This window comes from Streptomyces olivaceus (assembly GCF_000721235.1).
GTDB classification, from domain to species: domain Bacteria; phylum Actinomycetota; class Actinomycetes; order Streptomycetales; family Streptomycetaceae; genus Streptomyces; species Streptomyces olivaceus.
This window is the reverse complement of sequence record NZ_JOFH01000016.1, coordinates 1-14023: the sequence shown is the minus strand read 5'-3', so window position 1 is coordinate 14023 and position 14023 is coordinate 1. Positions and strand designations below refer to the sequence as shown.

The window sequence follows — 14023 nt, the reverse complement described above, 5'->3', positions numbered from 1 at the left end:
CCCCGTCCCGGCCGGCTCAGGTCACGTCGGCGTTCCGCAGGATGCGGGCGGCGTCCACCGTCCCCTCGCGGGCCGAGACCAGGCGGCCCTCCCGTACGACCTGCAGGGTGACCTCGGTGTTGACCAGGCGCGGGAAGCCGACCGAGGCCAGCTCGGCCGCGAAGGACCACCGCAGGGGCGGGGTGAGCCCGCCCGTGCCGACCTCCAGGCCGCCGTCGAGGGCCCGCCGGACGGAGCCGGCGCTCACCTCGCCGTCACCCAGCGACCCGACGACCGCCTTGAGGACGGTGTAGGCGATCCAGGTGGTCTGCACCCCGGCGTCCGCCGCGTCGACGTCGTTGTCGCCGAACGCCTGCCCCTTGATCAGCTCCTTCAGCCCGTCCCAGGCCGGGTCGCCCGCCGACGGGTACCAGCCGGTGACGTACGCCCCCTCGTAGGGGCCGGACGCTCCGCCGCTCGCGTTGACCGAGGCCTGGTCGGCGCTGCCCAGCACGGTCGCGGTCCGCACGCCGGGGTGGTCCTCGCGGGCCCGCCGGAAGGAGTCCATGAAGGTGCCGGTGCGGTCGCCGAGGGCCGGGACCACGCACCCGGGGTCCCCGGAGCCGGTGGCCGACCGCTCCAGGGCCTGCTCGGACTGGCCGGAGTACTCGGTGGCGTCCTCGTCGGCGCGCTGGTCGTGGGCCCGCTCGTGCCCGCCCGAGGTCAGTCCCGAGTCCAGCAGCACGGGCAGCTGGTCGCCGGCGATGGTGTCGGGCCGGACGAGCGTGACCGGCCCGCAGGCGTCGGCGAGCACGCTGCCCAGACCCGCGAGGAGCGCCGGCTGGCCCCCGTTGACCGGGTACGACAGCGGGCTGGTGAACTCCGTGTTGGTGATCCCGTAGCCGCCGATGTACGGGATTCCGGCGCCCTCCAGGACGGGGAAGAAGGAGTCGGCGTGCTGGCTGTAGGAGCCGACGACGGCGACCGCCTTCTCCTTGACGGCGCGCCGCGCGCACTTGGCCGCGGTCACGCCGTCGTTGCGGTCGTTGCAGGTCAGCACCTCGAGCTTGCGGCCACCGAGGCCGCCCTGGGCGTTGACCGAGCGGGCGTAGGCCTGCGCGAGCGCGGGCATGCCGGGTTTGTTGGTCGCGCCGGTGTCCTGCGGCGCCCAGGTCATGACCGTGATCGTGTCGTCCCCGGAGCCCCCCGCGGCACCGGGGACGACCCCGCAGCTGGCGGCGAGCGACGCACACGCCGCCAGCGCGCCCGCGGACAGGACGCCGGTGCGGGTGGCCCGGAGGCGGCGTCGGAGGCCGCCGGGCGGAACGCTGCGGTGGGGTCGGCTGCCGGTCATGTTTCCGTACGATTCCGTCATGCGGCCAACCGCGGCGTGACCCGTGGTCAACGCACGGTGACAGCGAGGTGAACAGCGGGGGCCGGCGGGGCGCGGACGCGGGGAACGTAAGATCGACGACCGTGCAAGGTTCGGAGAACTCTTCCCGTCGCGGCCGTCGCTCCTCCACCATGGGCGGCATGCCACTCAACGACATGCCGTGGTGGCGCTGGCGCAGTCAGGTGCGCTCCGCGCTGCACATGCTCTCCGCCCCCGCCTTCCAGCGAGACGTCTGGCTGGCCGGTGTCGACGGCTACGGCGACGTCACCGACGCGGTCTACCGCCTGGTGGAGGACACCTGGCTGGACCACTGGTCCGCCGAGAAGTACGTGGGCACGGTCTTCCGCGACTCGCAGGAGGCGGCGCTGGTCGACACCGCCGTACTGCGCGTTCTGAGGATCATGCACCAGGTCGGTCCCGACGCGCCGGTGAACGCCTATCTCGCCCACGCGGACTGGCCGGAGGCGGTACGGGCCGCGCGCGACGCGCACGTGCGGCTGGCCGCCAGCGACGGCGACGACCCGGAGACGGAGCCGCGCACGCTGGAGGTGCTGCAGATCATGATCCGGACCGCCTGATCCCGGGCCCGCCGGGCGGTGGTCCGGCTGCCGGACGGCGCTCGGTTCGAGGGGGCCGGATATGGGACCCTGTGTCGCATGAACGAGCAGTCCTCCGCCGCCGTCCCCGCGGCCGCCGCCCCGGCCGGCCAGTACGTCCTCACCCTGTCCTGCCCCGACAAGCAGGGCATCGTGCACGCCGTGTCGAGCTACCTGTTCATGACCGGCTGCAACATCGAGGACAGCCAGCAGTTCGGCGACCACGACACGGGTCTGTTCTTCATGCGCGTCCACTTCTCGGCCGACGAGCAGGTGACCGTGGACAAGCTGCGCGCCAGCTTCACGGCGATCGGTGACGCCTTCCACATGGACTGGCAGCTCAACCGGGCCGACGCGAGGACGCGCGTCGTGCTCCTGGTGAGCAGGTTCGGGCACTGCCTGAACGACCTGCTGTTCCGGGCGCGGACCGGCGCGCTGCCGGTGGAGATCGCGGCCGTGGTGTCCAACCACACCGACTTCGCCGAGCTGGTCGGCTCCTACGGCATCCCCTTCCACCACGTGCCCGTGACGAAGGACACCAAGGCGGAGGCCGAGGCGCGGCTCCTGGAGATCGTGCGGGAGGAGAACGTCGAACTCGTCGTGCTGGCCCGCTACATGCAGGTCCTCTCCGACGACCTGTGCAAGCAGCTCAGCGGCCGGATCATCAACATCCACCACTCCTTCCTGCCGAGCTTCAAGGGCGCGAAGCCGTACCACCAGGCGCACGCGCGGGGGGTGAAGCTGATCGGCGCGACCGCGCACTACGTGACGGCCGACCTCGACGAGGGGCCGATCATCGAGCAGGAGGTCGAGCGGGTCGGTCACGACGTCACGCCGGACCAGCTGGTGGCGATCGGGCGGGACGTGGAGTGCCAGGCGCTGGCCCGGGCCGTGAAGTGGCACGCGGAGCGGCGCATCCTCCTGAACGGCCGCCGGACGGTCGTCTTCGCCTAGAGGGCCCGGGGGCCGCTGGGGCCCGGGGCGCGGCCCCGCGGGCGGCTGCGGGCGGTGCCCGCTTGCCCGTGCTCCTTGAAGGCTTGAGGGACGTGCGGGCCGACGCCCGCTCAGGGGCGCGGGGAACTGCGCGAGCAACCGGCCACCACCCCGCAGCCGCCCACGAACCGGCAACCCACCCCCGCATCCGGCTCGGGCCAGCTACATCCGGCTCAGGCCCGGCTACATCCGGCTCAGGCCCGGCTACATCCGGCTCAGGCCCGCCGCGGCGAACAGTACGTCCCGGATCGCCTCCCGGTCCCCGACCTGACCGGCCGCCGCCTCCGCCGGAGGCACGTGGCCCGCGGCCAGGCGGCAGAACTCCACGCCGTCCAGCGCGACATGGGCCACCTCGTGCTCGGCGGAGCCCACCGCGCCCGGGGAGTCGAGCGGGATGAGCCACTCGCCGCCGCCCGAGCCCTCGATCTCCAGCCGCAGGCTGCGTCCGGGCTTCCCCGCGGGCACCAGATGCGGGCGTACGCCGGGTGCGGCGAGCCCGGCCCGGCGGCGGGCCGCCAGGACGCCCGGCAGCATCCGGGCCGCGAGGTCGATCATGCCGTTGAGGTGGCGGGCGGAGGGCGGCTCGTACGGGTAGTCCACCGCGTCGGCGATGTCCTCCGCGTGCACCCAGCACTCGAAGGCCCGGTCCAGCATCGCGTCCCGCAGCGGCAGCTCGAAGTCGCCGTACGACACCGGCATCCCGCCCGCGTCGCCGGTGAACGACACCGTGCGGACGATGTCGTGGCTCTGCTCCCGCCAGGGCGCCCGCACCAGCCGGGTGGGCGGAGCGTGCGAGCCCCGCCAGTACGCCTCGGTGCGGACGGCCGGGGCACGGCTGGACGCGGTGATGTCGCCCAGCGGGTCGGTGAGGCCCAGCGCGACCGCGACCGCGCCGTCCACCGCCAGCAGGTGCGCGATGACCCCGGCGACGGTGGTCCGGCGGCTCGCGGGACCGTCCTCGCCGAACCAGCGCAGCCGGACCGGCGCGTGCCAGTCGGAGTCCCCGATGTCCTGGAGCAGGGCGTCCAGGCGGGCGGTCTCCGCGTCGTACGGAGCGGCCCACTCGGGCACCGGGATGCGGGGCGGGCGCCGCTCCAGGCAGCCGTCCAGGACGCGGGTGCGCAGGCCGGGGTCCAGGTCGAGGCTCTCCGGTCGCTGGAGCAGCGTGACGGCCTCGCGCAGGCGCAGCGCCTCGTCGGCGCAGGCGTCGCACTCCCCGAGGTGGTCCTCTACGGCCGCCGCCTCCTGTGCCGAGCAGGCGGCCAGGGCCCACGCCCCGAGCAGTGATGTCAGCACGTGATGCTCCAACGCGGCCGGCGCGACCTCGGGCAGTGGCCGTCCACTGTCCTCGACGGAGACCCGGGGCAGCGGTATGCGCGGCCCGCCGAAGGACCCCGGCCGGGCGTCGCCGGGCCCGTCGGCCGGACCGCCGGTGGCGTCGTCCTCGCCGTTCCCGCCGTTCCCGCCGGTCTCGTCCTCGTCGTACGCCGTCACGCCGCACCCCCGTACCCGGGTGGTGCGCCGGGGGACTCCGGGGCGGCGGTGGCGGCGTCGCGGGCGGTGGACAGGAGCTGGAGGCCCAGGCGGAGGCGGCGGCGGGCCTCGTCCTCCGTGACGCCCAGGTCGGCTGCGGTCTGGCGGTAGTCGCGGCGCTGGAAGTAGGCCAGTTCCAGTGCGGCGCGCAGCGGGGCCGGCATGGACTGGACGATGTAGTCGGCGCGGGCGGCGACCGCGGCCTGGCGCACTCTGGTCTCGAGTTCCTCGGCGGTGCCGGGCCCGCCGCGGGCGAGGGCGGCCGTCCCGGTGGCGCGCAGCCGCTGGACGGCGAACCGGTGGGTGAGCGTGGCGATCCAGGTGCGCAGCGGGCCCTGGCGCGGGTCGTAGGCGTCGGGATGCTCCCAGACGTGCGCGAAGACGTCGCGCGTGAGGCGGTCGGCGGCCCGCTCGTCGGCCAGCACGCGGTGCGCCAGTCCGTGCACGAGCGAGGCGTACCGGTCGTACAGCTCGCCCAGGGCGGCGGCCTCGCCGCGGGCGAGCCGCTGCTGCATCTTGCGGTCCCAGCGCAGCGGTATGTTCCTCTTCGCCATCCGACCCTCCACCCCCTGCTCCGTCCGCCCCGGGTGCACCAGCCTGTGGCAGTCCACTCCTCGAATGTAGTCCGCACGCCGTACGACGCACGCCCCTTTGTTCCAAAGTGCGCCCCCGGCTGTGCGGAGGTGATATGCGCCTCCACTACCCTCTATCGTGCGAGCAAATTCGATCGAACAGGATCGAAACCGTCTGAATCAAGCCTCTTTTGATCGGGCACCGTTTCCGGGCGGGTGTTTGCGGGAACGGCCGGTGGGCAGGCGCGCCGCCAAGAAACGTAAGCAGGGCTTCCGTTTTCGGGTGAAACCAGGAGAACTACCCAGACGTACCGACGAGGGAAGGGCATGGTGGTGACGTTCAACGTGACCGGCGGTGAGCAGGGCCCGTGGGCCGTGCTCCAGGTGTCGGGCGAGCTGGACCTGGTGACGTCACCGGTGCTGCGGCAGCGCGTGCACGACGAGGTGGCCGAGGGGCGGCACAGCCTCGTCCTCGATCTCTCAGAGGTCCTCTTCTGCGATTCGAGCGGGGTCGGCGTACTCATCGCCTCCCGCCGGCTCATCCGCTCCTGCCAGGGCCGCCTGCGCCTGATACTCCCCGCGCAGGGCGCCGCCGACGGCTCCCACGTCAACCGTGTCCTCGGTGCGCTGGGCGTGCGCCGCCTCTTCGACTGCCACCCCGACCTGGACTCGGCGACCGGGGACGAGCCCCGGCCCCTGTCCGCCTGACCGCCCCGCGCGCACAACGGCGCCACGCCCGTACAACCGCGCCCCGTCCGCGTCACCGCGCCCCCCGCCCGCGCCCCTGCCCACGGCGTGCCCGTCGTCGTACGCTCCGGGCCAGACGCATCCCGACACCGACGTGAGGCAGCCGGAGACAGACATGGCCAACAGCGAGCACGAGCGCAGGATCGCCGCGCGGTTCACCGTCTTCGACCAGGACGGCAACGGCCACATCGACCGTTGTGACTTCAGCGCGGCGGCCAAGGCGCTGCTGGCCGAATTCGGTGTGGCGGCCCGGTCCGAGAAGGGGCAGGCCCTCTACGGCGGCGCGGAGGCGCTGTGGCAGGGGCTGGCGGGCATCGCCGACCGGGACGGCGATCAGCGCATCACCCGTGAGGAGTTCGTCACCGGAGCGGTCAAGCGGCTGCGGGACCGGCCGGAGCGGTTCGCCGAGATCGCCCGCCCCTTCCTGCGCGCCGCCCTGGACGCCGCCGATCCCGACGGCGCCGGCGCACCCGTCGTCGCGGATGCCGCGCGGGTCCTCGCCGCGCTCGGCGTGCCCGGCGACGCCGCCCGGCAGATCGCGGCCGGACTCGACGCGGACGGCGACGGCAGGGTGGGGGAGGCGGAGGTCGTCCCGGCCTTCGCCCGGTACTTCACCGTGCCGGAGTAGCGGGTTCACCGTGCCCGTCAGACGGGTCCACCGTGCCGGGCGGCCGCCCACCGCAGCCGCCGCCGAACCGACGGGAACGCCACCCGGGTTGGCGTCCGGAACGCCGATCGGGGTCGCGTCCGGAATGCCGACCGGGTTCGCGTCCGGAATACCGACCGGTTTCATGTCCCGGACACCGACCGGATTGGCTTCCGGAATCAGGTCTGGAGCCGAGTCCGGAATCCCGTCCGGAATCACCTCCCGAATCGCGTCTGGTTTCGCGTCCGGCGCGATGTCGCGGGTCGTGGCGCACGGGTGTCACGGAGCGTTGATTCCGGCTCATATTCGTCGAGTTGCCCGTCACGGTCCGGAGTCGGTGCCACGTTCCGGTACTTTGTGCGGGATGCGAGAGATCCGGGGCGCCCGCCATGGCGGAGCCGCGCTCGGATCCGCCCCGGAACCGGCGGCGCGCACCGTGCCCCGCCGGGCGAAACAGCCGTTGTCCGTCACCTGTTCGAGTCCCCGGAAAGTGCGTCGCACAGTATGCCGCACGGGTACTCCTTCGCGCTGGAATATGCCCGAAGCGCTTGTTGAGGTGACTGAACGTCAATCAAGCTGTCCTTCACGGAACTCACGTTCCGTGATCTCTGTCCCGGCCGTTGTTCTGGCCATGCTGGAAATGGCTACGATCGTGGCCCTCATGAGGCGCGAGCCTTCGTGTCCGCCGGTTCGGATGGTGTGAGCGGTGCAGGTGCTTCAAGTGCAGTTGGAGGTCCGACCCGACCCCTCGGAAGTGGGGCGCGCCCGGCGCTGGGTGCGCGCACGGCTGGCCGGGACGGGGATACGGACCGACGAACCACTCGCCGAGACCTTGGTCCTGCTCGTCTCGGAGCTCGTGACCAACGCCGTCGTGCACACCGGCTGTTCGGCCGTGCTGCGGCTGGTGCTGCCGGGGGCGGTGACGGACGAGGCCGGGGAGGCCACCGTGCGCCTGGAGGTGGACGACGCCAGCGACCGCGCCCCCGTTCCCCGTTGGGTCGACGGCGACGCGACCGGCGGCCGGGGCCTCGCCCTCGTCGACGGGCTGGCCGACCGCTGGGGCTGGAGCCGTGAGGGCACCGGCAAGCGCATCTGGTGCGAACTGGACCGCGCTGCGGAGCGCGAGGAGGCCGCGCCGGCCGGAGGGGACGGCGACGGCGACGGCGCGGAGACGTACGGCGGCTTCGCGTACGAAGTGGTGTGACCGCCCCGTGGGGCGCGCCGGGTGTGTGGGCCGCCGTTCCTCGCGGCGGCGCTGCGGGAGTGCGCCGGGGTGTGCTTCCGTGCGCGTCTCCGCGAAACGGGACGCAAGTCGCGAACGGCCATGCACCGGTTGACGGATCGTGACCGCTTCCTCACGCTTGGAGGCATCGATTCGCCGCGAGGGGACGACGAGGGTTCGGTGACGGTGCCCTCGGCGAGTGTGGGTCGAGTTTCGGCGGCGGTTCCCCCGGGGGCGACGGGAACCGGGCGGGAGCGCCGGAGTCGGACGGCGGCGCGCGATGCCATGCCGGGGGCGGCCGGCGCCGCGCCGCCGCCCGACGAATCCGCAGGACCTCGGGGCTCTTGGCGTTCCCCGGCCTAGGCTTCCTGAAGCTCCACATTTTCTCCACAGGTTGTGGACAACTCCGCGCGGAAGGTCCGCCGGTACCCGGTCGGCGTCACCCCGAGCGCCGCCTGCAGGTGCTGCCGCATCGACTGGGCCGTGCCGAAGCCCGCGTCGCGGGCCACCTGGTCCACGGAGAGGGCGGTGGACTCCAGCAGGTGCCGGGCCCGTTCGACCCGCTGCCGGGTGAGCCACTGGCCCGGACTGACGCCCACCTCCTCGCGGAAGCGGCGGGTGAAGGTCCGTACCGACATCGACTCCCGGGCGGCCATGTCCCGCAGCTGGATCGGCTCGTGGAGGCGGTCGAGCGCCCAGGCGCGGGCGGCGGTCGTGGAGGACTGCTGCGGATCGGGCACCGGCCGCTCGATGTACTGCGCCTGCCCGCCGTCCCGGTGGGGCGGTACGACGGTGCGGCGCGCCACCTCGTTGGCCACCGCCGTGCCGTGGTCGCGGCGCACGATGTGCACGCACAGGTCGATGCCGGCCGCGACCCCGGCCGAGGTGAGCACGTCGCCGTCGTCGACGAAGAGCACGTCGGCGTCCACCCGGGCCTGCGGGAACAGGCGCTGGAAGTGCTCGGCGGAGGCCCAGTGCGTGGTCGCCGGACGACCGTCGAGCAACCCGGCGGCGCCCAGTACGAACCCGCCCGTGCAGATCGCGACGAGCCGGGTGCCGGGTCGTACGAGGGCCAGCGCGGCGGCCAGCTCCCCGGTCAGCACCCCCTCGTCGTACACCGGGCCCAGCTCGTAGGAGGAGGGGATCACGACCGTGTCGGCGGTGGCCAGCGCCTCCGGACCGTTGCCGACCAGGACCGCGAAGTCGGCGTCGGTGGCGACCGGGCCGGGCGGCCGGACCGAGCAGGTGACGACCTCGTACAGCGGGCGCCTCAGCTCGTCGCGGGCGAGACCGAAGATGCGGGGCGCGATGCCCAGCTCGAAGGGGAGGACCCCGTCGAGGGCCAGGACGACGACACGGTGCGGACGGCCGGCTCCGGACGGATGGCCGGCTCCGGGCGGGCCTTCGGCTCCGGGCGGGCCTTCGGCGCGGGGTGCGGGTTGCAGGGGCATGGCCCGATCCTAGCGAATGCTGTCTTTCGGGCCACTCGTTGCCGCCCGCCCCGTGCCGGAAGCTCAGTGACGTGACCCAGACAACCGACGCCACCGCAGTACCCGAGGGCCGGGACCGGCCGGAGCCGCGCCGTCCGCCTCGTCCGCGCCGGCGCGTGCACCGCGCCTGGTGGGTCGCCGCCGTCACCTTCGTGACGATCATCGGCGCCGCCGCCTTCCGCTCCCTGCCCGGCATCCTCATCGACCCGCTCCACGACGAGTTCGGCTGGTCGCGCGGCACGATCGGCGCCGCCGTCTCCGTCAACCTCGCGCTCTACGGCCTCACCGCCCCCTTCGCCGCCGCGCTGATGGACCGCTTCGGCATCCGGCGGGTGGTCGCCGGCGCCCTGGCCGTGATCGCGCTCGGCTCCGGTCTGACGGTGTGGATGGACTCCGCCTGGCAGCTGATCCTCTGCTGGGGGCTGCTGGTCGGCCTCGGCTCCGGCTCGATGGCCCTGGCCTTCGCCGCCACCGTCACCAACCGCTGGTTCACCGAGCGGCGCGGCCTGGTCACCGGCATCCTCACCGCCGCCTCCGCCTCGGGGCAGCTGATCTTCCTGCCGCTGCTCTCCTGGATCGTCCAGACGCACGACTGGCGCCCGGCGGCCGTCACCGTCGCCCTCGCCGCCCTCGCGGTGATCCCCTTCGTCTGGCTGCTCCTGCACGACCACCCGGCCGACGTCGGCCAGAAGCCGTACGGCGCCCAGGAGTTCATCCCCAAGCCGCCGCCCGTGCCCGGGGCCGCCCGCCGCGCCCTCGGGGTCCTGTTCTCCGCCGTCCGCACCGGCCCCTTCTGGCTCCTCGCCGGGACCTTCGCGATCTGCGGCGCCTCCACCAACGGCCTGGTCCAGACGCACTTCGTGCCCGCCGCCCACGACCACGGCATGCCGATCACCGCCGCGGCCTCGCTGCTCGCCGTGATCGGGGTGTTCGACGTGGTCGGCACGGTCGCCTCCGGCTGGTTCACCGACCGCTTCGAACCGCGCCGCCTGCTCGCCGTCTACTACGCCCTGCGCGGCGTCTCGCTCCTCTTCCTCCCCATGCTCCTCGCGCCCAGCGTGCACCCGCCGATGGTCTTCTTCATCGTCTTCTACGGTCTCGACTGGGTCGCCACCGTCCCGCCCACCCTCGCCCTGTGCCGCGAGCAGTACGGCGAAGACAGCGCGATCGTCTTCGGCTGGGTCCTCGCCTCGCACCAGGTGGGCGCCGCCCTCGTCGCCTTCCTCGGCGGCGTGGCCCGCGACCGCTTCGGCTCCTACGACGTGGTCTGGATCGCCTCCGGCGCCCTGTGCGCGGCGGCGGCGCTGATGGCGCTGGTGATCCGCCGCCGGCCGGCCGCGGCCGTCGCCTCGGCCGGGCAGACGTGACAGGCGCCGGCCGGGAAGATGTGGGACGGGTCAGCCGGGCAGCCGTGAGACCCGTCAGCCGGGCAGGCGTGGAACGGGCCAGCCGGGCAGGCGTGACATGCGTCAGCCCGGCAGGCGTGACACGCGCCCGGCCTCGCGCCTGGCGACTGCCTTGGCGATCCGTTCCGCGTCCAGGGCCAGTTCGCGGAGCATGCCGCTGATGGGGTTGGTGAAGCCGGTGAAGTACAGGCCCGGGACGTCGCGCGGGGTGCGAGCCCCGTGGACGACCGGCCTGCCCCGCGCGTCGAGCACGCCGAGGTCCCCGACCAGCCCCTCCAGGCCCCGCCGGTACCCGGTCGCCGCGAGCACCGCGTCGGGGGCGATGCGGGTGCCGTCGGCCAGCAGGACCTTGCCGTCCTCGAAGCCGTCCATAGCGGCGACGACCTCCACCCGGCCGTCGCGCACCGCGTCGAGCAGGCCGACGTCCTGGACCGGGATGGCGCCCTCCCTGACCCGGCTGTAGAGCCCGGTCCCGGGACGCGGCAGGCCCTGTGCCGACAGGTCGGGCACGCTGATCCGGGCCAGCGGCCGGGCCAGCCGGTCGACCAGCGCGACCGGAAGGCGCCGGCAGGCGATGCCGGTGTACTGGGCGGCCCAGCCCGCGGTGGAGCGGCGGACGATGTGCGGCACCGTGCGCACGGCGAGCCGGACCCGGGCCGCGCCGCCCTCCACCAGGTCCACCGCGATCTCGGCGCCGGTGTTGCCGGCCCCGACGACCAGGACGTCCCGGCCGGCGTACGGAGCGGCGCTGCGGTACTCCGAGGTGTGCCGGAACTCGCCGGTGTACGTGTCCCGGCCGGGCCAGTCCGGGATGCGCGGGGTGTGGTTGAAGCCGGTGGCGACCACGACCGCGGCGCCGGTCAGCTCGCGGCCCCCGGAGGCCCGCAGCAGCCAGCCCGCGCCGTCGGAGGCCCGCCGCACGCGGAAGACCTCGACGCCCGTGACGATCTCCAGCTTGTGGTGCTCGGCGTACTTCTCCAGGTACCGCACCACGTCGTCGCGGGCCACCCACCGCCCGAAGCGGCGCGGCATCGGCAGGCCGGGCAGCGACGACAGCCGGCGGGTGGTGTGCAGGTGCAGCCGGTCGTAGTGGTGCCGCCAGGAGTCGCCGACGTGCCCGGCGCGTTCCAGGACGACGGCCCGCAGACCGCGGGCCCGCAGCGCGTGGGCGACGGCCAGGCCACCGGGGCCGGCGCCTATGACGTACACCGGACGGTCCGCGGGGTGTGCGGGCGGGGGTCCGGGCTGCTGTGCGGGCCGCGGATCCGCGGACGGGGTGAGGTCGGTGGGGTCGGCCATGCGGCGAGCGTAATCGCGCTCCGGTTTGATGGGTATCGGTCAAGACCGGAATCGGTTGCGGATCGGTCACGACTGTCGCCGGTCGGCTTGAATGGACCGATGGCCCCTACACCTGCGCACCGCACGCACGCCACCGGCGTCCCCGATCCCTCCCGCGCCGAACCCCGCGGCCACGGGCTCCACCTCCGCTCCTGGGACGCGGACTCCGACTCCGACGCCGAGGCGTGGCTGCGCGGTTTCCTGGACCCCGAGTTCCAGCGCTGGAACACGCCGCTCAACCTGTGGACCGACCTCGCCGGCGCCCGCGAGTCGCTGCGCGCCCGGGCGCGGGACGCGGCGGACGGCAGGTCGGTGTCGTTCCGCGTCACGGACGGCGGGAGCGGTACGACGCTGGGGCACATCGGCGTCAACGAGATCAGCCGGCAGATGAAGGTGGCCCGGGTCGGCTACTGGGTGCTGCCCGCGGCCCGCGGCCGGGGCGTCGCGGGTCGCGCCCTGCTCCTCGCCTCCCGCTGGGCCTTCGCGGAACTCGGCCTGCACCGTCTGGAGCTGGGCCACGCCATGGGCCACGAGGCGTCCTGCCGGATCGCCGAACGGTGCGGCTACCGTGCCGAGGGGACGCTGCGCGAGGCGATGTTCGAGTCCGGCCGGCACGACGCCTTCCGCGACGTGCACCTGCACGCCCGGCTGGCGACCGACACGGAGCCCGCGCCGCCGGACACGCGGTGAGGGTGGTGCGGTGCGGCGGGACCCCGGGGGCGGGCCCGGTTCCCCGCGCGCGGCGTCCGCCGCTGAGCGCGTCGGCGGCCCGCGCCCGCTGCCCCGTCGCGGCGGTTCAGGGCCACAGCAGCCGCCGCTCCCAGCCACCCCCGCCGCCCCCGCCGTCCCCCTCGCCCTCCGTGGCCTCGCCGCCCGGCGTCCTCCGGTAGGTCAGCCGCACATGGCGCCGGCGGGCGTCCCCCTGGAAGAACTCCACCTCCTCGGGGCGCAGCCGGTACAGCGTCCAGGTCGGCGCCGGCGCGTCCGGCTCCCGGCCGGCCCGCTCCCAGGCCGCCTCCGAGGCACGGGCCAGCTCTGCCACCGAGCCCAGCTCCGCGCTCTGCCGGCCGGTCAGCGCCGCCGCCAGCGCACCGGCCGAGCGCGCGTGCAGGTCGGCCTGCGCCTCCTCGGCCGGAGCGACGGCGACCGGGCCGCGTACGCGCACCTGGCGGCCGAGCACCGGCCAGTAGAAGAGGAGCGCGGCGTACGGGCGGGCGGCGAGGTGGCGGCCCTTGCGGCTGTCGGCGTGCGTGGCGAAGGACCAGCCGTCCGCGTCGGCGCCGTGCAGCATCACGACCCGTACGTCCGGCAGGCCCTCGGGGCCGGCGGTCGCCAGCGACACCGTGTGCGGCTCGCTCTGCCCGGCCGCCACCGCCTCGCCGAACCACCGCGTGAACAGGGCCAGCGGGTCGGCGGGCGCGTCGGCCGGGTCGAAGGGCGGCAGTTCGGTGACTGCCGGGTCCCAGACCCGCAGCGACCTCAGCAGCTCGTCGACGCTCCTCACACCGAGCCGAGGTCGGAGGAGACCCAGCGTTCGGGCCGCATCCGGACGACGACGCCCTCGCCGTGGTTGGCCAGGGAGAACGCGACGTACTCGGCCACCTTCTCGGCGGGGAGGTAGCGGGCGGCCATCTCCCGCAGGTGCTCCTCGGTCGAGTCGGCCGTCTCGACGACGGGCCCCTCCACCGACACGTACCGGACGGTGGGCTCCAGCCGTTCGACCATCAGCGAGAGCCGGCCCTCCTGCTGGATCAGCCGGTTCTTGCGGCTGTCGCGCCCGGTCAGGATCCAGGCGTCGCCGCCGGGTTCGTACTGGTACCAGATCGGCACGGTCAGCGGGGCGCGGCCCGCCCCGGCGGCTACGGCGAGCGCGGCGATGCGCGGCTCGGCCAGGAACGTCTCACGCTCTTCGCGGGTCAGGGCCACTGCGGTCTCCTCCGGCGGTTGCGGACGTACGTGCTGAGTACAACGTGGGCCGGGCGGAAGGCTGTTCCCGGGTGCGGACATCGCGGGGCCGAACTTCGAGGCGCCGGTCCTCATGCCGGTACGGCCGGGGCCGGGCACGGGCGCCGAGTTCGGGCGGGCGGTCGGCGAAGGGGGGTGGGGGG

General features: G+C 74.1%; 14 protein-coding genes. 7 read left to right on the top strand and 7 right to left on the bottom strand.

What is annotated here, in order from left to right:
* Positions 1-16 precede the first annotated feature (16 nt).
* A complete protein-coding gene (locus IG94_RS0119065) occupies positions 17-1333 on the bottom strand; it encodes an ABC transporter substrate-binding protein (RefSeq protein ID WP_031037950.1) in 1317 nt (438 codons plus the stop codon).
* A gap of 170 nt (positions 1334-1503) precedes the next feature.
* Between IG94_RS0119065 and IG94_RS0119060 the strand changes: the two genes are divergently transcribed.
* Both IG94_RS0119060 and purU read left to right on the top strand, forming a co-directional pair.
* On the top strand, positions 1504-1950 hold the full coding sequence (locus tag IG94_RS0119060) for an SCO4402 family protein (protein ID WP_052410758.1): 447 nt from the start codon (positions 1504-1506) through the stop codon (positions 1948-1950).
* Positions 1951-2028: 78 nt separating this feature from the next.
* Complete coding sequence (gene purU, locus IG94_RS0119055) at positions 2029-2922, top strand: formyltetrahydrofolate deformylase (RefSeq protein ID WP_031037945.1); 894 nt, start codon at positions 2029-2031, stop codon at positions 2920-2922.
* A 243-nt stretch (positions 2923-3165) separates the two neighbouring features.
* Here purU and IG94_RS0119050 read toward each other — a convergent pair whose 3' ends face one another.
* Positions 3166-4455 carry a maleylpyruvate isomerase N-terminal domain-containing protein gene (locus tag IG94_RS0119050; protein ID WP_031037942.1) on the bottom strand — a complete coding sequence of 430 codons (1290 nt, stop codon included), beginning with the start codon at positions 4453-4455 and terminating at the stop codon, positions 3166-3168.
* Positions 4452-5048, bottom strand: coding sequence for a sigma-70 family RNA polymerase sigma factor (locus tag IG94_RS0119045; RefSeq protein ID WP_031037939.1), 597 nt, complete (start codon positions 5046-5048; stop codon positions 4452-4454). Before IG94_RS0119045 ends, IG94_RS0119050 begins: the two co-directional genes overlap by 4 nt.
* A 345-nt stretch (positions 5049-5393) precedes the next feature.
* Here IG94_RS0119045 and IG94_RS0119040 point away from each other — a divergent pair, with 345 nt between their 5' ends.
* From IG94_RS0119040 to IG94_RS0119025, 3 genes are all read left to right on the top strand, one after another.
* A complete protein-coding gene (locus IG94_RS0119040) occupies positions 5394-5774 on the top strand; it encodes an STAS domain-containing protein (RefSeq protein WP_031037936.1) in 381 nt (126 codons plus the stop codon).
* 154 nt (positions 5775-5928) lie between these two features.
* The gene (locus IG94_RS0119035) at positions 5929-6441 is read left to right on the top strand and encodes an EF-hand domain-containing protein (protein ID WP_031037934.1); all 513 of its coding nucleotides are present in this window, start codon (positions 5929-5931) and stop codon (positions 6439-6441) included.
* Between the two features lie 739 nt (positions 6442-7180).
* Complete coding sequence (locus tag IG94_RS0119025) at positions 7181-7663, top strand: ATP-binding protein (RefSeq protein ID WP_031037933.1); 483 nt, start codon at positions 7181-7183, stop codon at positions 7661-7663.
* A 377-nt stretch (positions 7664-8040) separates the two neighbouring features.
* On the opposite strand, the gene IG94_RS0119020 is transcribed toward IG94_RS0119025, so the two are convergent.
* A complete protein-coding gene (locus tag IG94_RS0119020; protein WP_224326471.1) occupies positions 8041-9132 on the bottom strand; it encodes a GlxA family transcriptional regulator in 1092 nt (363 codons plus the stop codon).
* Between the two features lie 71 nt (positions 9133-9203).
* On the opposite strand from IG94_RS0119020, the gene IG94_RS0119015 reads away from it, so the two are divergent.
* Positions 9204-10538, top strand: coding sequence for an MFS transporter (locus IG94_RS0119015; RefSeq protein ID WP_031037930.1), 1335 nt, complete (start codon positions 9204-9206; stop codon positions 10536-10538).
* A 102-nt stretch (positions 10539-10640) separates the two neighbouring features.
* On the opposite strand, the gene IG94_RS0119010 is transcribed toward IG94_RS0119015, so the two are convergent.
* The gene (locus IG94_RS0119010) at positions 10641-11876 is read right to left on the bottom strand and encodes a flavin-containing monooxygenase (protein WP_031037928.1); all 1236 of its coding nucleotides are present in this window, start codon (positions 11874-11876) and stop codon (positions 10641-10643) included.
* 99 nt (positions 11877-11975) lie between these two features.
* On the opposite strand from IG94_RS0119010, the gene IG94_RS0119005 reads away from it, so the two are divergent.
* Positions 11976-12605 (top strand): GNAT family N-acetyltransferase, encoded by a 630-nt coding sequence (locus tag IG94_RS0119005; protein WP_037767878.1) that lies wholly within the window; start codon positions 11976-11978, stop codon positions 12603-12605.
* A gap of 106 nt (positions 12606-12711) precedes the next feature.
* On the opposite strand, the gene IG94_RS0119000 is transcribed toward IG94_RS0119005, so the two are convergent.
* Complete coding sequence (locus IG94_RS0119000) at positions 12712-13419, bottom strand: pyridoxine/pyridoxamine 5'-phosphate oxidase (protein ID WP_031037925.1); 708 nt, start codon at positions 13417-13419, stop codon at positions 12712-12714.
* Positions 13416-13841, bottom strand: a complete 426-nt coding sequence (locus IG94_RS0118995; RefSeq protein ID WP_031037923.1) for a pyridoxamine 5'-phosphate oxidase family protein — start codon at positions 13839-13841, stop codon at positions 13416-13418. The genes IG94_RS0119000 and IG94_RS0118995 overlap by 4 nt, the downstream gene beginning before the upstream one ends.
* Positions 13842-14023 lie beyond the last annotated feature (182 nt).

Bases quoted from the DNA above. Each gene is read 5' to 3' on its own strand.
- IG94_RS0119020 (WP_224326471.1), bottom strand. From the start codon at position 9,132: ATGCCCCTGCAACCCGCACCCCGCGCCGAAGGCCCGCCCGGAGCCGAA.
- IG94_RS0119035 (WP_031037934.1), top strand. From the start codon at position 5,929: ATGGCCAACAGCGAGCACGAGCGCAGGATCGCCGCGCGGTTCACCGTC.
- IG94_RS0119060 (WP_052410758.1), top strand. From the start codon at position 1,504: ATGGGCGGCATGCCACTCAACGACATGCCGTGGTGGCGCTGGCGCAGT.
- IG94_RS0119005 (WP_037767878.1), top strand. From the start codon at position 11,976: ATGGCCCCTACACCTGCGCACCGCACGCACGCCACCGGCGTCCCCGAT.
- purU (WP_031037945.1), top strand. From the start codon at position 2,029: ATGAACGAGCAGTCCTCCGCCGCCGTCCCCGCGGCCGCCGCCCCGGCC.
- IG94_RS0119065 (WP_031037950.1), bottom strand. From the start codon at position 1,333: ATGACCGGCAGCCGACCCCACCGCAGCGTTCCGCCCGGCGGCCTCCGA.
- IG94_RS0119010 (WP_031037928.1), bottom strand. From the start codon at position 11,876: ATGGCCGACCCCACCGACCTCACCCCGTCCGCGGATCCGCGGCCCGCA.
- IG94_RS0119040 (WP_031037936.1), top strand. From the start codon at position 5,394: ATGGTGGTGACGTTCAACGTGACCGGCGGTGAGCAGGGCCCGTGGGCC.
- IG94_RS0119045 (WP_031037939.1), bottom strand. From the start codon at position 5,048: ATGGCGAAGAGGAACATACCGCTGCGCTGGGACCGCAAGATGCAGCAG.